This window comes from Dyadobacter frigoris, from assembly GCF_005280585.1.
GTDB classification, from domain to species: domain Bacteria; phylum Bacteroidota; class Bacteroidia; order Cytophagales; family Spirosomataceae; genus Dyadobacter; species Dyadobacter frigoris.
Genome location: NZ_SZVO01000008.1, coordinates 183521 through 209356 on the forward strand (window position 1 = coordinate 183521; position 25836 = coordinate 209356).

Genomic DNA, 25836 nt, shown 5'->3' on the forward strand with positions numbered 1-25836 from the left:
ATGCCAGAGGTATCAAAACTGGCATGGCTTTAATAATTAAATAATTTGCATTGGTAATTGTAAGGTAGTATTTTTCACACCGATAAGATTAACACTAATAATTATTCAAAAAAATAAATAAAAACATGATCAACCGTAGAGCAAATGCCGTTTGGAAAGGAACCGGAAAAGAAGGAACCGGTTTAATTAGTACACAAAGCAATGTCCTTGAAAATACACAATATTCTTTCAATACCCGTTTTGCTGACGGAATAGGAACAAACCCTGAGGAGCTTATCGCAGCTGCACACGCAGGATGTTTTGCAATGCAATTGAGTTTTCTTTTAAACGAAGCTGGTTTTACCGCTGACGAACTTAGCGTTTCCGCTGTTATTACACTTGATCCTTCACAAGGGGCTATTACTAAAAGCGCTTTGGTTTTGAAAGGAAAAGTGCCTGGCATCACGGCTGAAAAGTTTGACGAGATTGCTCATGCGGCTAAAGAGAAATGTCCTGTTTCGAAAGTTTTAAATGCAGAAAAAACGCTGGAAGTTGAATTACTTGCATAAGTTGTAATCAGTTCTTTTGAATTGAATGCTGGCAGTTTGAATGATTTTTTAATCATTCAAACTGCCATTTTTTTGTTGAAAATAACATTACATATTTCCAGTCTGCACAGATAAGCTCTTTCAAAATTTATTTTCTAATAAATAATAACAGGAAAATAGCTTTTTGGATCTGTTAGTTCTTCCAATCTTTCCAACAGCTTCACAGTAATACAATTAATTCGAAAGTCTTGTAATGATACTTTTACATATGTACAATAAATATCTACATATATGTAAAATGCAATAAAAATTACTTCTACAAAACAATAAATCTAAGCTTTTTATAATCATTTATGCGTTAGAAGCTTAATATGATTATTATATTTGTCCTGGTTAATATTCTATATATAAGCATATTGTAGTTTTTATTGAAAATAATTTCGTAGCGGTTGATGTGAAATTTATGATTATACGTACATGATGATAATTTTTCTTTGAAATTAGAATAGTGCAATTGTTTAACTTGGCCCGGACACTATGAAAACGTTTTCCAAATTAAAGTATATCAAGCTTTCGAGCCTGATTCTTATCAATTTTTTTCTCGGTTCACTGAACCGGATTTATGCTCAATGTAATTCAACGGCTGCTCTAACGGTACCAGCTAATTATTTCGGTTCAGGATATAATGGTAACGGTAACTTTAATGCGATTGTCTTTGGAAATCTGTATGCTACCGGCGGTGACACTGAGGGAAGGTTGGCTGTTGCCGGCGATTTTACTGCTCCCGGAAGTTATAGTGTCGGGCATGGATCTATTGGTGCTCCGGCGCCTGATAATACCGATAATTTTATTGTGAATGGTAATTTTACGAATGCGAACAACTATTCGATTGTGGGCAATTTTATCTATAACACTGTAACATCGGGATCACAATATCCAACACATGCCAGCGGACAAGGAACCAATATTGGGCCGATAACAAATCGTCTTACCTTTGGAACCCTTAAAACAAATTATATAAACTTATCCAATACTCTGGCCGCCATTCCAACAACGGGAACGGTTGTTTACACTGATTATGGTAATTATGTTGACATTCAATTAAACGGCACCCCGGCCTCTACCAATGTATTTAGTCTGACCCTTCCGACCGGAAAAACATTTGGTTTGACTTTCAACAATATTCCGGCTGCATCTCAGATATTAGTAAACGTAACTAATAAAATTGTAGATATAAATGGAGGTTCTATGCCGGATGGTTACAGAACAAGAATGCTCTTTAATTTCCCCCTGGCTACAAATATTTCTTTAGCCAGTTATGCGCTTCAGGCTGCGGTGTTGGCGCCGTCGGCAGATCTGACAGGAAATGGGGGCAATATTAACGGACAGGCCGTAATCGGCGGTAATGTTGAGCAGACAAACGGTTTCGAATTTCATAATTTGTGTTCTTCATTTACAACACCAACTGCCACACCGCTTCCCGTTACTTTAACTTCCTTCTCAGTGCAAAAAGAAGGGGTTCAGGCTATTTTAAATTGGGCTACTACGGCTGAAACAAACAGTGATCGTTTTGAAATACAGCATAGCATTGATGCGAAAGGCTGGAATTTAGTCGGAACAGTTGTTTCGAAAGGAGAAAGTACGATACTATCAAATTATCAGTTTATTCATGCCGATCCTGCAAACGGGGAAAATTATTACAGACTTAAAATGATTGACAGGGATGCTACGTTTGCATATAGCCGCGTGGTTGAAATCTCACTTGACAGGCCATCAACTGTTTCAGTTTATCCAAACCCGGTGGTAAACCAGGCAACCATTGAAACCCAGGATTGGAGTAAAGTCAAAGAAGTATTTCTGATCAATACCGCAGGAAAAAGAATTTCAATGTCGGCAGCTTCTGACAAAATCGATTTGTCAAATGTGAGTGCCGGAATATATATCATTCAGCTGCAACAAATAAATGGTTCAATAAGTACCACCAAAATTGTAAAGCAGTAAAGACAGTGCCTAACCTAAGTTGAACTTTGAATTTTAATCAAATCGGGGTGTGTGGAATCTGTGATTCTGCATACCCCTTTTGACTTTTTTAGCTGATAGAGATTGGCTTTTAGTGCTGACTGGTAGAAATTTTAATCTAAAAACAGATCACTGGCAACGCGATCGGCAAATAATTTTCCTGCCTGGGTTAATAGAATAGTTCCGTTGTCAATAAATAACCAGCCTTTTTGTGCCATCATGGATATTTCGGCGCGGTTTTGTAATTCAAACTGATTGTCGGATAATGTGTTAAGCGTTGAGATTTCGCATCCCCACTTCGTACGAAGTCCTGTCAGTAAATATTCATTTACCTGATCAGCAGGAGAAAGAATTTCAATCGTCGAAGGGATTTTATCCTGCTCAATTGCTGCCAGATACTGAGTGTTGTTCGAAACATTGTATTCCCGGCTCATACCATTATACGAATGAGCACTTGGCCCAACGCCGAGATAGTGATGTTGTTTCCAGTACGAACTGTTATGGCGACTGTATTTTCCGTTTCTCGCAAAATTTGAAATTTCATATTGTTCGTAGCCGTTTAAAGCCAATCCGTCCATTAAAATCTCAAATTGTTGCGCAGCAAATTCTTCATCAATCGGTTTGATCTTTTTCTTTTTCAACCAGCTTCCAAAAGCAGTTTGTGGTTCAATTGTGAGGCAATAAGCTGAAATATGTGCTACATCAAGTTCAAATGCTTTTTGAATATCAGATTGAAGAATCGTATGATCAGGAGCCGGAATGGCATAAATCAGGTCAATAGAAATATTAGTAATGCCAACTTCCTGTGCAAGTTTTACGCAATTTCGGGCTTCATAAGAATCATGGATCCGGTTAAGATGTTTCAGGTGCGGCTCATGGAAAGACTGGATTCCTATGCTTAAACGGTTAATTCCGGCCTTGTAAAACTGAATAAGTTTTTCCCTGCTCAAATCATCCGGATTAGCTTCAAGTGTTATTTCTGCATCCGTATTTACCTGGAAGTGAGTGTGAATTGTATCCATCAAAAAAGAAAGTTCTTCTTCATCAAGCAAGGAAGGTGTTCCGCCACCAAAATAAATGGTTTCCAGTTCTTTCGATGGTAGATAATTTCTTCTTATAACAATCTCTCTTGCAATGGCTTCCACAATCGCACGTTTATTTTTAGTATTGGTGCTGAAATGGAAATCACAATAGTGACAGGCTTGCCTGCAAAAGGGAATATGAACGTAGAGATGCAAAATTTAATGGTTAATTGTTAGTGGTTAATTGTTAAGGTAGGCTCATTTACAATTTTTATCCACAATGAATTAGTTACGGTTTCAAATAAACAGGAGAAAAAGATTTGGAGTTTCATTTTGTGATAATCAAGCCGAAAAAACTAGCCCAAGAAACTACCCAAAAAGCAAATAGATAGAACAAGTCGAAAAATCCCAAACCGCCAGCATTAACCCTTAACCCTTAACCATTAACCATTAACAATTATCTCTTCTTCCATTCCCATCCAACTTTTACGCCAGCCCAAAGATTGTTTTTTGGAGCACTGTTGTAGTAGCGGCTTCCGAATGCGTTTAAGTCATAACCAAGGCTGTAAATAGCGGCATTAACTTTTTCAGCAGAGGCAGAAAGTTCGCTGTAAAAATGATTTCCCCAGCTTTTTTTCCAGGCAGCGCGGGCTGTGAATTGGTTGTAAGGCGTATTTTTTACAGTGTTCGCATCATTCAGATAAAGTGAGCTGCCGTGCTGATACGTGGCGTAAAATGAAAATCCGTATTTGAACTTTGCATCGAGACCAGTAGTTTGAATAAGTCTTGGAATTCCGGGAATCAGTTTTCCGCTAAGGTTGACATCACCCGACTGGTAGTTGTCGTAGGTATATTTGGTGTAGGTTCCTGAATCCCAGATTCTTAATGAAACAGGTGATTTTGGATTGGTTATGAGGTCATATCCAAGGTTCCATTCCAAACCAATTTGTTTTGTTTTTCCCGCATTGATAAAATATTCTGAACCCGCTTCGTTTGTTCTTCTGACAATGGTTTGTTTCAAGCCAAAATGATAAACATTAACTTCCGCTGTAATCCTGTTACTGATTTTACGAATACCGATTTCAGTATTCATGCCACGTTCTGCTTCAAGATCTCTGTGAAACCCACCAGCTGACGGACGAACTTCCTGCAAAGTAGGAGGGGAGAAACCGCTGCTGTATGAGGCAGTAACGGCCCAGGTTTTGGCAATGATTTTGTTAAGGGCAAATCGCGGAACAAAAATCCCGTCAAAAGTCCTTTGTTCTTTACTATAAGGAAGTGCGAAGAAACGTTCGTATTTATATTTTGATGTATTATAACTTACACCTGCTGTGACGGTTAAGTCCGAAAAAAGAACCGCTTCCAGTTGTGTAAAAGCAGTTAATGCACTTGTCCGAACATCTTCAACAGTTTGTTGTTTTCCTGGAATACCTGCAAGGTTGTCATAATTTCTTTGTGCGGATTTGCTGTATTGCCATTCAAAACCCGTCGTCCAGTTTGTCTTTACATTGCCAATTTGCGAAGTATTCTGCCAGATATTTCTTCCGCCCAAGCCTTGTTCATCGCGTTTTTCGTAATTGGAAATAAACGGGTTGGCAAAATCATTAGTCGTCAGATAAAGCGCTGTACTTTGTATCCAGTTATCGTTAAGAGCAATAGAATAATTGCCTCCCAAAAGAGCGAACTTGGTATAAATGGCAGCATGTTGCGCTTCACTTCCTGGCACTGTCTGAGAGGATTGGCGGGCAAGTTTTGGATCTGTTTTATATTGGGTCAGGGTAATTCCACCGGGAGTCTGGTACGTTAGATCCGAATACATACCAAGCAGAGAAAGTGTTCCTTTGCCAACTTTACTATTTGATGTAAAACGGATAGCATCACGTACCATTCCACTTTGCTTACGATAGCCGTCCTGTTCCTGATGACCATATTGAACAGAAATATCGCCTACCTGCAAGGTAGTACTTCTGCTTTGAAACCCATATTTTCCATAGCCAACACTTTGTTCAACCCGGTTCATGCCAGGATTGTCGGTACGGCTTTGCATTAAAACAACGCCACCCGTTCCGGCGCCATAGAGGCTGCTGCCGGGCCCTTTGATCACTTCCATACTTTGAACCGCTCCAAAATCCAGCGAATTCAACGGTGTATTTCCACCCGCATCTGTGAAAGGTATGCCATTCCAGTAAAATTTGACGTTACGTATGCCAAATGGAGAGCGGATTAAACTTCCGCGGACGGAAAACCGATAACTTCCCGGCGATCTTTCTTCCATTCTGACACCCGGAATCGCATTAACTGCATTTGTCCAGGTAGTTGAAGAAAATCTTTCAATTGATTTTGCAGTAAGTAAACCTACCGTTGCAGTCGTTGAAAGTCGGTTGGTTTTTGATTCAAAAGCGTTGACTGTTATTTCATCAAGTTGTTTTGCCGTAAGCGTGTCGTTTTGAATCGTCGTTTGGGCAAAACTTTGAAAAATTGGCAGGCAGGAAAAAAATGAAATTAATAAATATCGTGACATAAGTTTTGGTTAGGAATGTAGAACAAAGCTCTCCATTAAAAGGGATACTAACAAGCAAGGATGTAGTAAGGAAAGGCATTTGTGACTAAAATTATACTTTTCGTCTAAAACAGGTTCTACATGAATGAAGATGGTTTTCTTGGTTAAAATCGATTTTTATGAGTAGGTTTTTCCACAGCAAAGCTGATTTTGTATTAAATAAAAGACTGGTAGGATATTTTTAATCTGTCATCAGAATTACTACGCTAATTCAAATATTAATCTAAAACACAAAAAAAATGAAAAAGATAACCTGGATCGTGGCTTCAATGTTAACAATTGGAATGTTAACTTTTAGCAGTTGCTCTGAAAAAACAAAAAACTCTGCTGACGAAACTGCTGAGGCAGCAAAAAATGACGCAAAAGAAAACCTTGATGAGGCAAAAAGTGACATGAAGGATGCCGGCGATGATTTCAAATCTAAGTTTAAAGATGAAAAGGAATCCATGAAAACGGACATCGATGGCGCTATCAGTAAAATCGATAACAAAATAGAAGAGGCTGATGCAAAAATGGATAAAGCGACTGCCAAAGAAAAAGACAAGTGGAAAGAACGCAAAATAGAACTGCAAAAAGAAAAAGAAGATTTGAAAGAATCTCTAAACAAAATGCAGGCTGAAACTGACGAGAAATGGGACAATTTCAAATCTGAAACGCGTACCAAAATGGATAAAATCAAAGCAGATTTGAAAGATTAATCAGCTTTAAAATATTATATTGAAAAACAGTCGGCTCAAAATTTGAGCCGACTGTTTTTGGTTTTACGATAAACAAAATTTTCTATCGCAGCGGTAAATGAATTTCAGTCATCATACAACGGGCAGAACCGCCGCCATAACCTTCAATGATGGACAAGTCAGTATGAATGATTTTTGCATAATCCAGTAAAATTTCATGCTGTTTTTCCGTTAATGCATCATAAGCCTGTGTAGACATCATCAAAAATTTATCGCCTTTCAGATTTCTTACCATCAGCATATTTCCGGCAAAATGCCTAACCTGGTCCAGAGAGATTTCGATAATGTACTTATTTGTGTCTTCAAGTATGGTTCTGACTTTCAGCCGCTCATCCGGGTTTTTAATCGCTTCCAGACAAACGATTGCAAAAATATCACCAACACACATGAGCACGTTTGTGTGGTAAATTGCTTTATCATTTTCATCGGAAGCAGAAAAAGTGACAATTTCATATCCCAGTGCTTCCGCAAAAGCGTCCAGTACTTCCGGATGTGTTCTGGGTGAAAGGCAGGCGTAAGCAATTTTATAGCGACGATCCAAAACCATACTTCCGGTGCCTTCCAGAAATTTCCCTTCATTTTCGAAATGCGTAAGGTCAATAACTTCTTCAACCAGAAAGTCTTTTTTAAGTTCTTCAATAATATCGAGTCTGCGTTCTGCTCTGCGATTTTCAGCCATCATTGGATACAAAACCACTTTTCCACTTTGATGGAAAGAAATCCAGTTATTTGAGAAAACGGCATCAGGTCTGTAAACTTCGTCTGTATCATCGAAAATATGTAAATCCAGTCCGGTCAATGACAATTGCGAAATCATCAGGTCAAATTCTTCCTGTGCCTTTTCGTGCGCGATTTCGTTCGTTTTTACGGCATATTCTTTTTGCTGAAACTCATTGCTTCCGGCAGTTTCGCTATTAAAACCGAACTGAACCGGACGGATCATCATGATCCTGGCGGTAGATTGTGGTTGTGTGAAAATGGAAGTGGCTATCGGGCGCATAGGAGTTAATGATTTAAGTAATTGAGAAGTATATGCAATTTACAACCTAAAAAGTCGGTTTACAATCGTTCTTAATCTCTTAATATGGGCATACTCATGCAATGCGATCCACCTCTTGCCCGCGACAATTCAGCAGATGGAAGTGTAATAAACGTATCCGTCAAAGTTTCCGGAAATAATTCTTCATTTTCGAATTTTTCAATCAGATCTTCTGCTTTAATAATCCTGAAACCCTTTTCCCGAAAAGCTTCCAGTGTTTTATCATTTCTGTCGTAACCGATCACAACGCCATTTTTTATTGCTAATAAATTACATGAATCTGTCCATTGTTCACGCTCACCATACGGGAATTCATCATTTCCGGAATAAATAAACTGGACATCTTCTTCGCTTTTAAGATCTTTTTGACTGATATCGGTCAACAAATCTTCCAGGTTTTCAATCTCAACCGGATTTTGTTCTTCACCTTTTATGAATTGGAAAATCTGAAATTCGGGATTCGAAACCTTGGGAGCGAAGAAATGCAAAACATCTTTCTTTTTCGCTTCGTCGCCAAGTCTGCCGATACTGCTTAGTAAAACCCAGACGTTATTTTTGACCTGTGTGAAAATGGTATCGATGTGCATGTAATCCCGTTTTTTTGGAATTTTTATGATCGAGATCTTTTCTACCACATTTTTCTCAAACAATATTTTCATCACTTGCTGGGCAGCATAAACGGAGGTACGCTCGCTGCAACCGATCAGCAAATGTCCTGGCGCGACCATCATCACATCGCCGCCTTCCAAAGTACAGCGTTGGTAATCACTTACTTTTTCATCATCAGGAAGCAAAAAATGCCGCTCATTTTCCGGGATTTCGATAATGTTGTCCTTAAAAGAGGCGAACATCGGATGGTGAAAGAAAATAAATTGTGCTAAAATGGATTCTCTCGTTCGTGCAGATTTCGCTGGTTTGTTTAGCAAAATGTGATCATTGATAACAATCCCGATGTCGCGCATGAAAATCAGATTGGGCAAAGGAGCAAACAACATCCGCTTATCAGAAAGCGAGCCGGAAATAAAGATTTTCGCCAGCTCGTTCGCGTCAAAAGTATTTAGTTCATTTTGTGTTTGATACGAACAGCGTTCAATCCCGTAAATCGCTGCCGTTAACTTGATTCTGATGTTTGCATCAAGCAAAATCTCTGCCAAAAGCTTCTGAATGTCAACGACTTTGTCTGAATTAAAATAGTTTTCAGAGCCCGGAATATAAAAAGAGCGGGATTTGTCATCGTTTATTTCTTTTAATTTTCCTTTAATCTTTTCAGGGTCGAGGAAATATAAAAGCAGTTTTACGTAATAATCATATTCCTTTTTTCGCATCGTGTCCAGATGAACAATATCTTCGAAAAGCCAGTCCTGAGCCTTGGAAGGAACAACTTTGCCAAGTCCACGGTCCGGACTGTGGATTAATAGTCTTCTTAACGTACCCACTTCTGTGGAAACATGTATTTCGGATGAAAGGGATTTATATGCTTTTACCATGATATCAAACTTAAACTCAGGCCGCAAAGTAACGCGGATAATTTACAATTGGGATATTTGTTGATTGCTTTGTCTACTTTTATAACAAAGTATGTTCAAAATATCCATATTTATGGAACATAGACGCCTTGAAAAAGGTTAATAAAGATGTATTATCATATTGTTTGTTTTGAACCGGGGTGGTTATTTTCATATACGACCAAAGCTTACTACTTTTGCGGTAAATTTACCAAGAACTACATATACAAGTATAAATTTAGTTATGCTCTCAATTAATGGATTACGCGCCTCGATAGAAGGTAAAGAAATATTAAAAGGCATCAATCTGGAAATTAAACCAGGTGAAGTTCATGCGATCATGGGGCCAAACGGATCAGGAAAAAGCACTTTGGCATCCGTTTTGGCAGGAAGAGAGGAATATGAAGTAACAGGAGGAACGGTTACTTTCGACGGAAAAGATTTATTAGAACTTGCAGCAGAACAAAGAGCAGCAGAAGGAATTTTCCTTGCTTTTCAGTATCCTGTTGAAATTCCAGGTGTTACTACTATAAATTTCCTGAAAACTGCGGTTAACGAAATTCGTAAATATAACGGAGAAGAACCTTTGGATGCGGCACGTTTCCTTAAAATGGTACGTGAAAAAGCGAAATTGGTTAGCATGAACGATTCACTTTTGAAACGTGCTTTGAATGAAGGTTTCTCTGGTGGAGAGAAAAAACGCAATGAAATATTCCAGATGGCGGTTCTTGAACCGAAACTGGCGATTTTGGATGAAACGGATTCAGGACTTGATATTGATGCCTTGCGTATCGTTGCAGAAGGAGTGAATTCACTTCGTTCTCCTGAGCGTTCTGCGATCGTTGTTACCCACTATCAGCGTCTTTTGGATTATATCGTTCCTGATTTTGTACACGTACTTTACAAAGGAAGAATCGTTAAATCCGGTGGAAAAGAGCTTGCTTTTGAATTGGAAGAAAAAGGATATGACTGGATTAAAGCCGAAGTTGAGGCTCAGGAAGTAAACTAATAATCTGTCAGTTTTAATTTTCAGGTTATGGTTGGATTGACCAGCGGGTTGATCAAATAACATCACTTTCAATACCAAAAACGGAATGAGTACCGAAACAATAGATTTAAGAACGAAATTAATCACTGATTTTCACGCACGGGAATCCGTGATGAATGGTGAAGCAAAATCTGCTTTTCACCAGAAAAAACGTGCTGCCATTGTTCAGTTTGAGGAATTGGGTTTCCCAACGCCTAAAAACGAAGAATGGAAATACAGCAATGTTCGTGACTTGATCAGTGCTTCCTATAACTTTAATACAAGCGACACGCTTTCGGCTGAGGATCTTATTGATCTGAAAATGCCGGAGCAGGCTGCCAATATATTGTATTTTGTAAACGGTCATTACAATCCCGCACTTTCTACGGTGGTTTCTTCTACGGATCAGATCATTATAGATTCTTTACAAAATGCCTACAAAAACAATCCGGATCTTGTCAATTCTTATTTTGATGAATTGGTGAAAAATGATACGGATGCATTTACTTCCCTAAATACTGCTTTTGCTCACGACGGAGTTTTTATTTATGTGCCAAACAATCAGACTGTTGAGCATCCGGTAATTCTTCGTTTTGTTAGTGACGCACGTGTAGAAAATGTTGGAAGTCAGCCGCGTAATATCATCGCTGTTGGAAAAAATGCGCATGTGAAAATTGCGGAAGCTTTCAGGACCATTGGTGACGAACGTTCTTTTACGAATGTTGTTACTGAAATTAATGTAGGTGAAGAGGCCGGTGTTGAATATTACAAAGTGCAGAATGAAAGTGAAAATGCTTATCATATCGGAACTACCCAGGTTCGTATGCTGGAGAAATCTCATTTTTACGCGGCTACGGTAACGTTGAACGGAAAGTTTACAAGAAACAATCTGAACATTGTTATTGATGGTGAACATTGTGAGGCGCATATGTACGGACTTTACTTCCCGGATGGATCACAGCATGTTGATAACCATACGGTTGCGGATCACTGTAAACCAAATTCTGAAAGTAACGAGTTATATAAAGGAATTTTGCGGGATAAGTCGAAAGGTGTTTTCAACGGGAAAATATTTGTTCGTCCTGATGCTCAGAAAACCAATGCATTTCAGTCTTGTAAAAATATCGTTTTGTCAACTGACGCGACGATGTACACAAAACCTCAGCTTGAAATTTTTGCTGATGATGTGAAATGTTCACACGGGACTACAACCGGACAAATCGACGAGGAAGCATTATTTTACATGCGTTCACGTGGAATTTCCAAGCCGGAAGCGATGTCACTTTTGATGTTTGCGTTCTGTGCAGATGTAGTTTCCCAGATCAAAATCGATTCAATTCGGGAATATCTTGAAAATGTAATTGCAGAGAAACTTTCTAAGAACTAATTCTCGTTCTGTTTTTACAAATACTTATTATAATGCCCAGCCTTCTCTTCAATTGGGTTGGGCATTTTTCTTAATACTTCATTAAAATGACTAATTTCCCAGATATAGCGTCCATTCGTAATGATTTTCCTATTCTTAATGAGATCGTTAACGGAAAACAACTTGTGTATTTTGACAATGCCGCTACAACACAAAAACCTCGTATTGTACTGGATGCGCTGTCGGGATATTACGAACATTATAATGCCAACATTCACCGTGGAATTCATCATTTAGCAGAAAAAGCAACAGCGGCTTTTGAAGAATCGCGTCGCAGATTACAGAAATTTATTAATGCTGAGCTGTCTGAGGAAGTTATTTTTACTTACGGCACAACCGATAGTATTAATCTGGTAGCACAAACTTACGGACGTAAATTTCTGAAAGAAGGAGATGAAATTATCATTTCCACGATGGAACATCATTCGAACATTGTTCCGTGGCAAATGCTTTGTGAAGAAAAAGGCTGCGTTTTAAGAGTGATCCCGATCAATGATGAGGGAGAACTTTTGATGGATGAATACGAAAAAATGCTTTCGGAGAAAACGAAATTTGTTTCGGTTGTGCATGTTTCAAATGCTCTTGGAACGATAAATCCGGTAGCTGAAATTATCGAAAAAGCGCATAAAGTAGGAGCGAAGGTTTTACTTGACGGCGCTCAGGCGAGTTCACATTTGACTATTGACGTGCAGGCGCTGGATGTCGATTTTTACGCTTTGTCTCTTCATAAAATATACGGACCAACAGGAATGGGTATTTTGTATGGCAAAAAAGAATTGCTTGAGGCGATGCCTCCTTACCGTGGCGGCGGTGAAATGATCAAGGAAGTAACGTTTGAAAAAACAACTTACAACGAATTGCCCTATAAATTCGAAGCGGGAACACCGAATATTGCGGATGTTGTGGCTGCGAAATATGCGATCGATTATGTGGATACATTAGGGAAACCAAACATCGCCAAACATGAGAATGATCTGCTTTTGTATGCGACAGAAGCGGTGAAGGAAATTCCGGGATTGAGGATTATCGGTCAGGCTAAGGAAAAAGTCAGTGTACTTTCTTTTGTGATTGATGGGCTGCATCATCAGGATATTGCTGTGATTCTGGACAACCAGGGAATCGCAGTTCGTACGGGTCATCACTGCACACAACCTTTAATGTCACGTTTAGGAATTTTAGGAACCACCCGTGCCTCTTTTGCTGTTTACAACACGATTGAAGAAATTGATGGTTTGATCAAAGGACTTCATAAGGCGAAGAAGATGTTGGGTTGATCTGATTTTTTCTTAATTATTTGTATATTTCATTAGGTAAACTATTTACTATTCAGAAAATGGAAACAATTCCTAAAAGTATATTGATAGAGTCGCTTGAAGCAATGCCAGATAATTTGGAAGTAGAGCAAGTGATTGAACAAATCATTTTGTTATCTAAAATTGAACGTTCAAGAAAGCAGTTGGATAGCGGAGAGTTTCATACACACGAAGAAGTGAAAAATGCCTATAAAAAATGGCTCGAATAAATTGGTCCGAAGAAGCCAGACAAGATTTAGATACAATTTTTCTTAGATTGAATTCAGAATCTTTGTCTTACTCTAAAAAGTGGATCAATGATGTTTTTAGTAAAATCGAACTTCTTGAAAAATTCCCAAATATGGGAAGAACGGTTCCGGAAACAAGATTAACTAGTATTAGAGAGATTTTAGTAGGCAAGTATCGTGTTATATATAATGTTGCAAAGAATAATGTAATTGAGATTATGGCAATAAGACATTCATTAAGGCCATTATCAGAATTTTAAATTATGACAATTAACGAAGCACAAGACGAACTAATCGAGGATTTTGAATTGTTTGATGATTGGGATAGCAAGTACGAGTACATTATTGATCTCGGAAAACAATTTCCGGCATTGCAGGAACAATACAAAACCGAAGAAAATATAATAAAAGGCTGCCAGTCCAGAGTGTGGTTAAATGCATACAAGGATGGTGATCTTTTGAAATTTGAAGCTGATAGTGACGCGATTATTACAAGAGGTTTGATTGGTATGCTTGTAAAAGTTTTGTCGGGACATACACCCGAAGAAATTGCAAGTGCAGACCTTTATTTTCTGGAAAGAGTGGGCTTGCATCAACATTTGGCACAAACCCGTTCGAATGGACTGGCGTCAATGCTGAAACAAATGAGAGCTTACGGAATCGCTTATCAGGCTGCCAATTAAAAAAATATCAAAAGTGAAAACTAAGACGCTTCACTTGCTGTTATCATAACTAAAAAAGAAATGAGCGAATCAGAATTACGTGAAGAGGTTATCAAGGCGATCAAGATGGTTTATGATCCGGAAATTCCGGTCGATGTTTACGAGCTTGGTCTGATATACGATTTGAAAATATTTCCGGTTAATAATGTATTCGTTTCAATGACATTGACTTCGCCTTCATGCCCGTCTGCGGGAACTTTGCCTGGTGAAGTTGAGCAAAAAATCAGAGAAGTTGAAGGTGTGAATGACGTAAGTATCGAGCTTACTTTTGATCCTCCTTACACGACTGAAATGATGTCGGAAGAAGCGAAACTTGAACTGGGATTTATGTGATTATGGCCGTCGGCTTTCAGCTGTCGGCAATCAAACCTAAGATAATAACAATTTATATAGCCAGAGGCGAATTTGCTAATGACTACGAGCTAATCAAATTCTAACTTTAAACTTTAAGAAAATATGTATCCTCCACAGTTAGTAGCGCCTATGAAGGCGGAGTTGACTAATGTCGGTTTTCAGGATTTGACAAGTGCGGAAGAAGTAGACAACTTCATGCAAAACATGAAAGGCACTGCTTTGGTAGTGATCAATTCAGTTTGCGGTTGTGCTGCTGGTGCTGCCCGTCCGGGTGTGAGAGCATCTTTGGAACGCAGTGAAGTGAAGCCAGATCAATTGGCGACTGTTTTTGCTGGTTTCGATTCTGAGGCTGTTGCGAAAATGCGTGAATATACTTTGCCGTATCCTCCGTCATCTCCTGCGGTCGCTCTTTTCAAAGATGGTGAGTTGATCCATTTTGTTGAACGTCACCACATTGAAGGCCGTTCTGCTGAAATGATTGCTCAGCATTTGCAAATGGCATACGAAGAATTTTGTGCAGAAGAAGCATAATTAATTCTTTCTGATATTTTAAACGGCTACTTTCAAAATTATTCGAAAGTAGCCGTCTGTTTTTTGTAGATTTATTTTTCAAATCTGAGTTTTATGCAAGGACATCGTTTCAGCAAATTTGTACCAGCCGAGCAAACAGGGAATAACAAGTTTGATCAGCTTTTTGATATTTTTCAGCAGTTGCTGCTGATGACATCAGGTGACGTAAGCGAAGCTATGTCATGGCTAAGCGAGTTGGACAGACAATATAATCTTACAAACGATTCTTATGGAATTGGTGACTTTTTCGATGATTTAAAGAAAAAGGGATACATTTCAGAAGAAAAACGCGAAGGTGAAAGTAAGCTGATCATGACGCCAAAAGCTGAAAAAAGCATCCGTAAAAGTGCTTTGGATGAGATTTTTGGAAAACTGAAAAGATCAAAATCAGGAGGGAACCATCACACGCCTTACATGGGAACGGGTGATGAACTTAGCAGTGATATTCGTCAATTCCAGTTCGGTGACACACTCGATCAGATTGCGATGACAGAATCCATCAAAAATGCACAGGTAAATCACGGAATTGGTGATTTTATGCTGATGGAAAACGATCTGGAAGTTGTTGAGCGTGAGCAAAAAACAACTACTGCAACGGTTGTGATGATCGATATCAGCCATTCCATGATCTTATATGGTGAAGACAGAATAACACCGGCGAAAAAGGTTGCGTTGGCTTTGGCTGAGTTGATCCGTTCAAAATATCCAAAAGATTCATTGGACATTATCGTTTTCGGAAACGACGCGTGGCAGATCCAATTAAAAGATCTGCCGTATCTGGAAGTCGGTCCTTACCATACCAATACCGTTGCCGGACTTGAACTTGCCATGGATATTCTTCGCCGTAAGAAAACCCGAAACAAGCAAATTTTCATGATCACCGACGGTAAGCCTACTTGTTTGAAAGAAGGTATTAAATATTATAAAAACAGTTTCGGTCTGGATCGGAAGATCATTAGTAAAACTTTAACCCTGGCTGCGCAATGCCGCCGTTTGGAAATTCCGGTTACTACTTTTATGATTGCGACGGATCCCTATTTGAAGCAATTCGTGCAAAACTTTACCAAAGTAAATAATGGACGGGCTTATTATAGTAATCTTCAAGGTTTAGGCGGATTTGTACTGGAAGATTTCCAGAGAAACCGCAGAAAAAATATGAAATAACCGGCTTTTAAAACCGGTTATTTTTTTATTTCTTACCTACTGAAATCATATTGGCAAACAGGCGATAGGCACCTGTAACACCAGCAGGAAGTTCCCGAAAAAAGGAAAGTCCGGTGTAGATATAATGTCCTTTGCCATATTTAGCATAAAGTACACTTCCCTCTTTCAAGCTCTCATCGGTATCATTACTGGAAAAAATCGCTTCGTAATTTGATTTGTCCCAGTCGCTTGCGAAGTATAAACCTCTTTCCTGTATCCAGCCATTGAAATCTTTCTGCGTGATTTTATTTGGGTAGTTTAATAACGCATGTTCAGGTTTCAGAAAACGCATTTCAGCATCTTCTTCTGCCACACGATCCTGACTTAACTGAAGTGGATAAGGCCCGATTTGCTTTACTTTCATACGTTGGGGAATTGTATATTGCACAACCATCGTTCCCCCATTTTTTACATATTCCATCAATTTTTCCTGATAATAGGTCAGGCGGTTTTCCGTGTTATAAGCCCTGATTCCGACAACAATGGCATCATAACCGCTTAAATCTTTGGAAAGTGCTGATTCATTAAGCATAGTAACAGTACAACCCATTTGCCGTAATGCAATTGGCACATCATCACCTGCACCCGCAATGTAGCCGATATTTTTCACTGTCGTTTTTACATCCAGTTTGGCAAGTTTTGCTTCTGCGGGAGGAAATAAGGTTTGGCTTGGGATATGGCGGTAATCGATAGTTTTTATTGATTTGTCATAGTTTTTTCCATCGACAATCGCGACTGCTTTTACTATCCCTTCTTCATTTTTTGCAGGCGGCGTGATGTTGAAAGTATAAGTCTGTTCCTGATATTTTTCTGTCATATCAAAATTTACACTGGCCGGATCCGATTTCCAGCCTTTTGGCAAATCCAGTTTTAAAATACCTTTTACCAAACTTTTTTGTGCTTCCACCATGACACTTAATGTTTTTGACGTTGTGTTTGGGAAGATGAAAACAGGCTCATTGATGTTGGCTGTAATTGTCGGACGAATTTCAAAAGGACGATAAATTTCTCCCGAAGCGGGATCGGTGAATTTATAAGTCCAAGGTCTGGAATAAGTAAATTTTTGTCCATCAACATCAAAAACAAAATCTGTTTTTGTTTCCGGTCTGTTTTCCGGATAGCCAATATCCTGTTGATTATCAATTTGGAAAATACCTTTATCAATCGGTTTTAGAAGCCAGTAAGGTTGAGTGGTCTTTAAATCTGACGGCAAAACAGCTCTCTTATTGAAAGCATTCATTTCATTTTCGCCTAAGATCAGATTCAAAATACTGTCAGATTTAACACCGGTCCAGTTTAGAGAAATTAACTTAACGGGATATTTTGAACGCTTAACTACCGTCACTTTTATATCTGCCAGATCACCTGCAACGGAAGAAAATTCAACCGGGTTAGTTTCAAAAAATAACCCAAGACATTGAACAAGTAAATCAGAAATTTCCTGTTTTTTAGCTTTTACGTAGATATTAGCTGAGTCCAGTTTTGTCAATTCCTGATTGATTTTTAATAATGCAGGAACAGTCTCGGACGGATTGCTGATGTCGTAATTCCTGATCGCATCGGAAACCAATGCCTGAACTTTCTGGCTTCCGTCAACCCGTTTCCAGGTAATATCCACATCGTCAAAAAGATTGCTTTTTGCAGGCGTACCTTCCTTGTGCAGAAAATAATCAATTCTTTCACCCCGTACCGGCGCGCTGCCAAATCCCTGGCTTCTGTGCTGACTGCGACTTTCCGCAGCTATTTCAGTATAAGATTTTCCAAGGACCGAATTGTAGCCGCCAATTTCAAGAGAGATAAATGGATTTTTTTCACCTTCGGGTTGCTTGTTGGTAAAACCAGGTGTGAACGTATTCCAAACCAATCTTTTTGCCTGCCAGGTTTTTACAAATTTCAATTGATCAGGATAGGCATTAGGATCGGCTGCTAGTTTGAAAGCTTCTTCTGCAAGGTAAGCGGATGTTTGATGATGGCCGTGACCGGCACGAGGATCTGGCGGGAATCGTGTGATGATTACGTCGGGTTGAAATTTACGGATCATCCAGACAACGTCACCTAAAACTTTATTTTGATCCCAGAAATTCAATGTTTCTTTTCTGGTTTTTGAAAAACCAAAATCATATGCGCGGGAAAAAAACTGAGTAGCTCCATCAATTTTACGAGCGCCCAACAATTCCTGAGTTCGGATTACTCCAATATTGGCACCCTGTTCCGCACCGATAAGGTTTTGTCCGCCATCACCTCGGGTCAAAGAAAGATAACCAGTCCGGACCAGTTGATCTTTTGACATGTAAGATAACATTAAGGTATTTTCGTCATCAGGATGTGCAGCAATGTGCAACACCGATCCGAGAACGTTTAATTTTTTTATGCCCTGATAAATTTCACTGGAAGATAGGGTAGGAACCTGCGCCCGGATCTGGAAAGAGATAAAAAGTAAAACTGCAATCGTAATTTTTTTCATAAGGGATTTTGGGCTTTGGTATTGTCTTGCACGGGATTTCGCAAATGTTCGATTTTCGTACTACAATGTACGGGTAAGGACGTAATCTTCAAAGACTTCATAATGAATCGATATAGTTTCCGGGTTTTCTTCATTAAAAGTGGCAGTCATTATTCCTTCAGGTTTCGCGGAAAAAGAATTTACCGATATTGCATTTCTTTGATCAAGATCCTTTATTCCGGCATATTTATAAACCGATTCCTTGGCAGACCAGAGAATATTAATCAGAATGAAATCGGTCTTAGCAACCCACAATTGCTCGTTGCTGTTCAGGAAAAAGTCAATCCCTTTACCTATATCCGGTTTTACTTTCTGAATATCAACACCAGCTGATTTTCCTTTATCTAAATAAACAACCGCATATTTTTCTGAATGAGAAATGGAAATATGGTAATCGTTATTCGGCAAAAATGGTTTTCCATCTTCATTATTACTAATTTCCGAATTTTCGTCAAGCATTTGATTTACTAAACATTGTACCGCCAACGACTCTCTCTTCCTTTTTGTATTGACCTTTTTCAGTAGTTTTTCTTGTTGGGAACGAGACATTTGCGCAGTTGCAAATAAATCCTCCAGCGATTCAGTAATTTCCCATAATCCGAGAAGTGCTTTCCCGCTCAATACCTTTTTGTAGACCAAGCCCATTTAATTTGTAATTTTATGCGTTATTGAAAAGGAGTAAATTTATGAGAAGAAATTTTAAGTTCTCAAAATGTTATGTTTAACGAAATTTACTCCCGAATTTGAAATTCCCAGCAAAGTATATGTGGCCCCAAAATAGATTAGCGCGTACCATTCTCAAATCAGTAAGTATTATCCTGTTAATCGCAGGTTTGATTTTTGGCCTTTTTATCTGGGCTGTGAAGTTACCCACGCCAAAGATAGCAAGTAATAAAACCCCTGAAAGTTATACTCGTATTCAACTCGGGGCGGATCATTATAAAGTTGATAACTGCTGGCTTAAAAAGAATAAATATGGCATTTGGGAAATGTATCTGGAAGGAAGTCCTTATGAACGTGGTCTTATTTATGGAGTTCTGGCGAAGGAGCTGATGGAAAAGCAGGAAGTTCACTTCGTTGCCAAGATCAGGGAAATTATTCCTAATGCTTTTTTTTTACAGGTGCTAAAAGGTTTTGTCGCCTGGTTTAATAAAGATATCTACAAATATATTCAGGACGAAAATTTGGAGGAAATCTATGGAGTTTCTCAATCTTTTTCTGATAAGTTTAATTATATCGGCCCAAAATATTACCGCATTTTAAACTATCACGCGGCGCACGATATAGGACACGCGCTGACGGATTTGAATATGGTTGGCTGTACTTCTTTTGCGGTCAACAATTCGCTTTCGGCTGATTCAAGTCTTTTGATTGGAAGAAACTTTGATTTTTACATGGGTGATGCTTTTGCTGAGGATAAGCTGATCGTTTTTGTCAATCCTGACAAAGGTTACAAATTCGCTTCCTATGCCTGGGCAGGTTTAACGGGCGTAGTTTCCGGAATTAACGAAAAGGGAATTACGGTAACTTTAAATGCTTCAAAATCTGATATTCCATACGGCGCCAAGGAGCCGATTTCTTTGCTGGCAAGGGAAATTTTACAATATGCATCCACCATTGAAGAAGCAAATGCGATAGCAAAAAAACGTGACACATTTGTTTCAGAGTCACTTTTGATAGGCTCTGCACAGGATAATAAAGCAGCAATTATTGAAAAGTCGCCAACGAAAATGGATTTATATTCGTCAGCATCTGACTATCTGGTTTGTGCGAATCATTACCAGGGAACTGCGTTTATCAAAGATTCGGTCAATTTGAAAAACATAGCGGATACCGATTCAAAGGCAAGATTTGACAGGATGAACCAGCTTATGGTGCGCTCCTATCCGGTGGATGTTCAGGAAGCTGCTGATATTTTGCGTAATAAAGAGGGTGTGAATGATACTTTTATCGGTTACGGAAATTCGAGATCGTTAAATCAGCTTATCGCACATCATGGGATTATTTTCAAGCCGTCGGAAAGAAAACTCTGGATCTCTACGCCGCCTTATCAGCTGGGTGCCTTTATTTGTTATGATCTGAAAGACGTTTTTAGCCATCCGGAAACATTTCATTCCATTGATTCTCTCGCTATTCAGGCTGATCCATTTTTAACTACGGATGCTTACCGAAGGTTTGAAGCTTTCAAAGTTACAAAGCAAAAAATCTATAAGTATGTCATGCTGGGCGTTCCTTACAAAATGTCGGCCAAGGAAGAGTATGCAATGGTGAGTAATAATCGGGAAAGTTATGTGACCTACCTGACCTTGGGAGAATATTATGAAAAAAAGAAGAACTACGATAAAGCTATCGGGTATTATCAGGAATCATTGCAGCATGTAGTTTCTTCTAAAAATGAAATTACTGCAATACAGGCCAAAATTGAAGCATGTAAAAAGGGTAAATCTTGAAAATAGATTTCAGCAGATCGAAATTTTTCGAGAGTTTTGCCGACAGATCTATAAAGTCTGAAATCAACCGGAATATTTCAGCCCTAACAATTCATCCTGTTTATGACAAAGGAAATTAGCGAATCACAAAGCGAAAAATTAACAGAGATTCTTCGATATATCAATATAAATTCCTCCTATTACAAAAGGGTTTTTGCCGAAAAAGGAATTGATATTGAAACGATAAAAAAAGTAGAGGATTTGACGAAAATCCCCTTCACTACAAAAGATGATCTCGCGCTTTATAATGACGATTTTCTTTGTGTTCCCAAAAGTAAGATTTCTGACTTTGTAACAACCTCTGGAACGCTGAGCGATCCGGTTGCTTTTTATCTTACCGATAAAGACGTTGAACGATTGGCAACGAACGAGGCCGAAGCATTTCGGTGTGCAAACGGTTCAGAAAATGATATTTACCAATTGATGACTACCATCGACCGTCGTTTTATGGCCGGACTTGCCTATTGGATGGGCGCGCGCAAAATGGGTGCAGGTATGATCCGTGTCGGGCCCGGGGCACCGTTTTTACAATGGGAATCCATTCAGCGGTTTTCTCCAACAGTTCTTATTGCAATTCCATCCTTCATTCCCAGGCTGATTGATTATGCTTTGGAAAATAATATTGACTTTAAATCTTCTTCTGTAAAATCAATTTTGTGTATCGGAGAACCTATTCGTAATCCTGATTTTTCTTATAACGAATTAGGTAAACGCATCACTTCACAATGGGGCGTGAAATTATATTCAACCTACGCATCCACAGAGATGGGTGCAGCTTTTACCGAATGCCAGGAAGGAAAAGGCGGACATTTAAATCCTGATTTGCTGATACTGGAAGTTGTTGATGAAGAAGGGGATATCGTTGACGAAGGAGAATTGGGAGAAGTTGTTGTGACGACCCTGGGCGTTGAGGGAATGCCGCTGCTGCGATATAAAACCGGTGACCTTTGCAATGTATATTATGAGCCTTGTATCTGCGGAAGAAATACAACGAGGCTGGGGCCTGTTGTCGGGCGGAAACAACAGATGATCAAGTTTAAAGGCACGACAATTTTTCCACCGGCACTTTTTGATGTTTTGGATACGGTACCCGAAATTGATTTATACCAGGTCGTTGTTTCTAAAAATGAATTCGGAAATGATGAAATTTCGATACTGTTAACGATGAATCTCGAAACGCCTTTATTTAAAGAAAAACTGCATTCTTTGTTCAAATCGAGGCTTCGCGTTACTCCCTTGCTGAAATTTATAACCGCTCAAGAATTAAATCACCGGATATTCAAACAGGAAAAAAGGAAACCGGAAAAGTTGATATATATTTGATTTTCTATCATTTAAAATCATCCCTGAGCATGAAAAAGAATACATTTGCCGCAATTTTTACCGTTCTGTTTTTCGCCGTTCAAACCGGTTTCGCCCAAAGAGGAGTGGACCTGAGATCAGGTGATGTTAGTGTACTCTCAGGAGAAAAAACCGTTAATGTACAGTACGATTATTCCGAGTTCGGTGTTGGGAAATTTGCTGCGGAAAAGGAATATCTTGATAAAAAATCTGCCGAATATAATGCCAAGGAGCCTGGGAAAGGCGATGAATGGAAGAAAACCTGGGTAGCAGACCGCAAGAACAAATATGAACCGAAATTTGAAGAATTATTTAATAAAGGTATGGAAGGCAAAGGACTAAAAGCCGAACCGGGTACTGGCGCCAAATATACTTTTATTGTGCGCACAACTTATGTGGAACCAGGTTTCAATGTGGGTGTAATGCGTAAAAACGCCTATTTAAATTATAAAGTTGATCTTGTTGAATCAGCCGGTAAAAAGACTGTGGCTGAGATTATTTTAAGTAATGTAGCCGGTGGGCAGTTTGGTGGATTTGATTATGATTCGGGCACCCGCATTGCAGAATCTTATGCCAAGGCTGGGAAAATTCTGGCAGCTTTTCTTGAAAAACAGCTGAAATAATACCAATATTTTATATTTTTGAAAGCATACCATAATTTCAATGTCATGAAAAAATCACTATTATTTGTAATTGTATTATTTTTTGCCGGTCAGGTTTCAGCCCAGACTTTATCGGATTTGTTTGCAGGAAACGCTAAACTGGTATTTCTAGGTCTGGATTTTACACAGGCAAAGTACATTGGTCGCGCCGGTTTTGTAGATCCGGTTGCAATTAAAAACCAGCACATAGTGAGCTGGAACAATTTAATTGAATACGAGCCGAAGAAATTTTCTCTTCAGGAAGTATTTAAATTAAAGCCGGATCAGTATGAAACCAAGGTTTCTGATATGATCAAACTGAATGAATCTGCTGACGTGAAAGATAATATCACCGAAGATGCTTATGTGATCACAGAGGATCAGGTAAAAAAATCAGTATCAAAATATTCACTTAGTGTGAAAGACGGAATCGGCTTGGTTTATGTGGTTGAAAGCCTTAATAAAAACGCTGAAAAGTTATTCGCATGGGTCACTTTTATTGATTTGAAGACCAAAAAAGTATTGTATACCGAGAAACTGGAAGGTTCTGCCGGAGGCTTTGGATTTCGTAATTATTGGGCAGGCGGCGTGTACAAAATCAATAAATCTATTGATTCAAAATATTACAAACAGTGGAGTAAAACATTAAAATAAAATTAGATATGGGTCTTTAAAGTATATTTGATTTTATAATCCATTGATTATTAATATAAAAAAATAATATTGCTGTCGGAAGCTGTACATGGTTCCTTTAAAAAGGATAGTGTACAGCTTCTTACTTAACTGACGATCCGGTACTTTGAAAAGAATATTTATCCTGTTGATCCTGTGTATGTCCTTGTTGCAGGGATGCGCTAAAATATTTTATCGATCAGCAGCTAAAGCATTTGAAAAAGATAAGCAGAACCAGCCTTACGATGTCATCATTGTTCCCGGTTTTCCGTACCAGGGAAATGAATGGGATATGGTCCATAAAATGAGAATTCACTGGGCTTATTATTTATTTAAAAAGGGCTACGCAAAAAATATTATTTTTTCCGGCTCAGCTGTGGCTACGCCTTATGTAGAAAGCAAAGTGATGGCTTATTACGCCGAGGCTTTGGGTATTCCTAAACAAAATATTTTTACGGAAGAAAAGGCGGAACACAGCACGGAAAACGTGTATTATTCTTATCGCTTAGCCAAAGGACTTGGTTTTAAGAAAATTGCCCTTGCTACGGATCCGTTCCAAAGCAGCTATATGGGAAAATTTATGCGGAAATTTGAAATACCTGTTGCACTTTTGCCGACGGCAATTGATACTTTGAAGACGCTGGATTTGTATGAACCCAAAATTGATCCTAAACTTGCAATGAAAGACGGGTTTGTAAAACTGTCTTCCAGAGAGAATTTCTTCCAGCGGATTAAGGGAACAATGGGCAAGTATATTATCTGGCATGAGGAAGATTTGAAAAAGAAAAAATACAGACGAAGATTTAAAGACCGCATGATTTCCTCGGGTGCGTTGAGTAAAGAACCTTAATTTGTACAATGAAAAAAGAAATATCGGCAATAGAAGCCAAATTTGAAGCACAAAAAATAGCCTTTGGCCCGATGTATTTTCAGTCGGTCATTGCATTGAGAGATTTGGGAATTCTTGAATTTATAAATAATCACCGTAAAGGAGTTAGTATTTCAACGATTATTGAAAAACTGGATGTGTCCGAATACGGTGTCGATTTGCTGATTGAGGCAGCAGAAATATTAGGTGTAGTTGAATGCTTCGACGAAGGAAAGGTTAAAATTACCAAGGTTGGTTTTTTTCTTTTGAAAGATGAAATGACCAAAGTGAATGTTAATTTCATGAATGACGTGTGTTATCTGGGAGCGAAAGCGATGACGGATAGCATTAAAAACGGGAAACCGGAAGGCCTGAAAGTACTTGGCGACTGGCCTACGATTTATGAAGGGTTATCTATCTTGCCGGAACCTGCAAAGAAATCCTGGTTTGAGTTCGATCATTATTATTCGGATGGTGCCTTTCCGGAAGCTTTGAAAATTGTTTTCAGCCAAAAAACAGGCACAATTTTTGATATCGGTGGAAATACGGGAAAATGGTCGTTTGCCTGTTGCGGATACGATCCGGATGTTAAAATAAAAATACTGGATCTGCCGGTTCAACTTAAAGTAGCCAAACAAAATGCTACTGAAAAAGGATTGCTCGGCAGGATCGAGTTTTATCCGATCAATTTGTTGGATACGGAACAAAAAATTCCGCACGGAGCTGATGTGATCTGGATGAGCCAGTTTCTGGACTGTTTTTCAAAAGAAGAAATAGTTTGTATATTGAAAAATGCTTATCAAGGGGCTTCTGAGAATACAAGATTGTTTATACTTGAACCGTTTTTTGATAATCAGAACTATCCGGCAGCCCATTTTAGTCTGGTCGCGACATCGTTGTATTTTACAATTATGGCGAACGGAAACAGTAAAATGTACCGGATTGAAGTGATGAAATCTTTGGTTAAAGAAGCAGGTTTTGAAGTAGTGGAAACTTATCCTTTGATCGGAGATAGCTATCACACGATTCTGGAATGTAAAAAAAGGGTATAAGTATTTGTTAATAAATTAG

At 38.7% G+C, this 25836-nt stretch carries 24 protein-coding genes; 18 read left to right on the plus strand and 6 right to left on the minus strand.

The window, feature by feature from the left end:
- The first annotated feature begins 125 nt into the window (after positions 1–125).
- The gene (locus FDK13_RS17975) at positions 126–548 is read left to right on the plus strand and encodes an OsmC family protein (protein WP_137341398.1); all 423 of its coding nucleotides are present in this window, start codon (positions 126–128) and stop codon (positions 546–548) included.
- Positions 549–1064: 516 nt separating this feature from the next.
- Complete coding sequence (locus tag FDK13_RS17980; RefSeq protein WP_137341399.1) at positions 1065–2528, plus strand: collagen-binding domain-containing protein; 1464 nt, start codon at positions 1065–1067, stop codon at positions 2526–2528.
- A 131-nt stretch (positions 2529–2659) separates the two neighbouring features.
- Here FDK13_RS17980 and hemW read toward each other — a convergent pair whose 3' ends face one another.
- Together hemW and FDK13_RS17990 are read right to left on the minus strand one after the other, a co-directional pair.
- Positions 2660–3784: a radical SAM family heme chaperone HemW gene (gene hemW / locus FDK13_RS17985; RefSeq protein ID WP_137341400.1), complete on the minus strand. Its 1125-nt coding sequence runs from the start codon at positions 3782–3784 to the stop codon at positions 2660–2662.
- A gap of 241 nt (positions 3785–4025) precedes the next feature.
- A complete protein-coding gene (locus FDK13_RS17990; protein WP_137341401.1) occupies positions 4026–6089 on the minus strand; it encodes a TonB-dependent receptor in 2064 nt (687 codons plus the stop codon).
- Positions 6090–6367: 278 nt separating this feature from the next.
- On the opposite strand from FDK13_RS17990, the gene FDK13_RS17995 reads away from it, so the two are divergent.
- Positions 6368–6826 carry a hypothetical protein gene (locus tag FDK13_RS17995; RefSeq protein ID WP_137341402.1) on the plus strand — a complete coding sequence of 153 codons (459 nt, stop codon included), beginning with the start codon at positions 6368–6370 and terminating at the stop codon, positions 6824–6826.
- 82 nt (positions 6827–6908) lie between these two features.
- Here FDK13_RS17995 and ctlX read toward each other — a convergent pair whose 3' ends face one another.
- Positions 6909–7865 carry a citrulline utilization hydrolase CtlX gene (ctlX, locus tag FDK13_RS18000; protein WP_137341403.1) on the minus strand — a complete coding sequence of 319 codons (957 nt, stop codon included), beginning with the start codon at positions 7863–7865 and terminating at the stop codon, positions 6909–6911.
- Positions 7866–7936: 71 nt separating this feature from the next.
- Positions 7937–9391 (minus strand): arginine deiminase family protein, encoded by a 1455-nt coding sequence (locus tag FDK13_RS18005; RefSeq protein WP_137341404.1) that lies wholly within the window; start codon positions 9389–9391, stop codon positions 7937–7939.
- 262 nt (positions 9392–9653) lie between these two features.
- Between FDK13_RS18005 and sufC the strand changes: the two genes are divergently transcribed.
- The 9 genes from sufC to FDK13_RS18050 all read left to right on the plus strand — a co-directional run bounded on the left by sufC (position 9654) and on the right by FDK13_RS18050 (position 16212).
- The gene (gene sufC, locus FDK13_RS18010; RefSeq protein ID WP_137341405.1) at positions 9654–10418 is read left to right on the plus strand and encodes a Fe-S cluster assembly ATPase SufC; all 765 of its coding nucleotides are present in this window, start codon (positions 9654–9656) and stop codon (positions 10416–10418) included.
- Between the two features lie 85 nt (positions 10419–10503).
- Positions 10504–11823, plus strand: coding sequence for a Fe-S cluster assembly protein SufD (gene sufD, locus FDK13_RS18015; RefSeq protein ID WP_137341406.1), 1320 nt, complete (start codon positions 10504–10506; stop codon positions 11821–11823).
- Between the two features lie 86 nt (positions 11824–11909).
- Positions 11910–13136, plus strand: coding sequence for a cysteine desulfurase (locus tag FDK13_RS18020; protein ID WP_137341407.1), 1227 nt, complete (start codon positions 11910–11912; stop codon positions 13134–13136).
- A gap of 59 nt (positions 13137–13195) precedes the next feature.
- Positions 13196–13384: a hypothetical protein gene (locus FDK13_RS18025; protein ID WP_137341408.1), complete on the plus strand. Its 189-nt coding sequence runs from the start codon at positions 13196–13198 to the stop codon at positions 13382–13384.
- Positions 13372–13662, plus strand: coding sequence for a type II toxin-antitoxin system RelE/ParE family toxin (locus tag FDK13_RS18030; RefSeq protein WP_137341409.1), 291 nt, complete (start codon positions 13372–13374; stop codon positions 13660–13662). Before FDK13_RS18025 ends, FDK13_RS18030 begins: the two co-directional genes overlap by 13 nt.
- 3 nt (positions 13663–13665) lie before the next feature.
- A complete protein-coding gene (locus FDK13_RS18035; RefSeq protein ID WP_137341410.1) occupies positions 13666–14085 on the plus strand; it encodes a SufE family protein in 420 nt (139 codons plus the stop codon).
- A gap of 60 nt (positions 14086–14145) precedes the next feature.
- Entirely contained in the window at positions 14146–14457 is a 312-nt protein-coding gene (locus FDK13_RS18040) for an SUF system Fe-S cluster assembly protein (protein WP_137341411.1), read from the plus strand.
- A gap of 123 nt (positions 14458–14580) precedes the next feature.
- Positions 14581–15009: a BrxA/BrxB family bacilliredoxin gene (locus FDK13_RS18045; RefSeq protein WP_137341412.1), complete on the plus strand. Its 429-nt coding sequence runs from the start codon at positions 14581–14583 to the stop codon at positions 15007–15009.
- Positions 15010–15102: 93 nt separating this feature from the next.
- Positions 15103–16212: a vWA domain-containing protein gene (locus FDK13_RS18050; protein ID WP_137341413.1), complete on the plus strand. Its 1110-nt coding sequence runs from the start codon at positions 15103–15105 to the stop codon at positions 16210–16212.
- 25 nt (positions 16213–16237) lie between these two features.
- Here the strand turns inward: FDK13_RS18050 and FDK13_RS18055 are convergent, their stop codons facing one another.
- Together FDK13_RS18055 and FDK13_RS18060 are read right to left on the minus strand one after the other, a co-directional pair.
- Positions 16238–18715, minus strand: a complete 2478-nt coding sequence (locus FDK13_RS18055; protein WP_137341414.1) for a PIG-L family deacetylase — start codon at positions 18713–18715, stop codon at positions 16238–16240.
- A 60-nt stretch (positions 18716–18775) separates the two neighbouring features.
- A complete protein-coding gene (locus FDK13_RS18060; protein ID WP_137341415.1) occupies positions 18776–19399 on the minus strand; it encodes a 4'-phosphopantetheinyl transferase family protein in 624 nt (207 codons plus the stop codon).
- A 119-nt stretch (positions 19400–19518) separates the two neighbouring features.
- On the opposite strand from FDK13_RS18060, the gene FDK13_RS18065 reads away from it, so the two are divergent.
- From FDK13_RS18065 to FDK13_RS18090, 6 genes are all read left to right on the plus strand, one after another.
- Positions 19519–21204, plus strand: a complete 1686-nt coding sequence (locus FDK13_RS18065) for a C45 family autoproteolytic acyltransferase/hydrolase (protein ID WP_137341416.1) — start codon at positions 19519–19521, stop codon at positions 21202–21204.
- Positions 21205–21306: 102 nt separating this feature from the next.
- Entirely contained in the window at positions 21307–22566 is a 1260-nt protein-coding gene (gene flxY / locus FDK13_RS18070) for a flexirubin biosynthesis putative acyl-CoA ligase FlxY (RefSeq protein WP_137341417.1), read from the plus strand.
- Positions 22567–22595: 29 nt separating this feature from the next.
- Positions 22596–23207, plus strand: coding sequence for a hypothetical protein (locus tag FDK13_RS18075; protein WP_137341418.1), 612 nt, complete (start codon positions 22596–22598; stop codon positions 23205–23207).
- Between the two features lie 45 nt (positions 23208–23252).
- Positions 23253–23879, plus strand: a complete 627-nt coding sequence (locus FDK13_RS18080) for a hypothetical protein (protein ID WP_137341419.1) — start codon at positions 23253–23255, stop codon at positions 23877–23879.
- 145 nt (positions 23880–24024) lie between these two features.
- Positions 24025–24747, plus strand: coding sequence for a YdcF family protein (locus FDK13_RS18085; protein WP_229216093.1), 723 nt, complete (start codon positions 24025–24027; stop codon positions 24745–24747).
- 8 nt (positions 24748–24755) lie between these two features.
- Positions 24756–25817, plus strand: a complete 1062-nt coding sequence (locus tag FDK13_RS18090) for a methyltransferase (protein ID WP_137341420.1) — start codon at positions 24756–24758, stop codon at positions 25815–25817.
- Positions 25818–25836 lie beyond the last annotated feature (19 nt).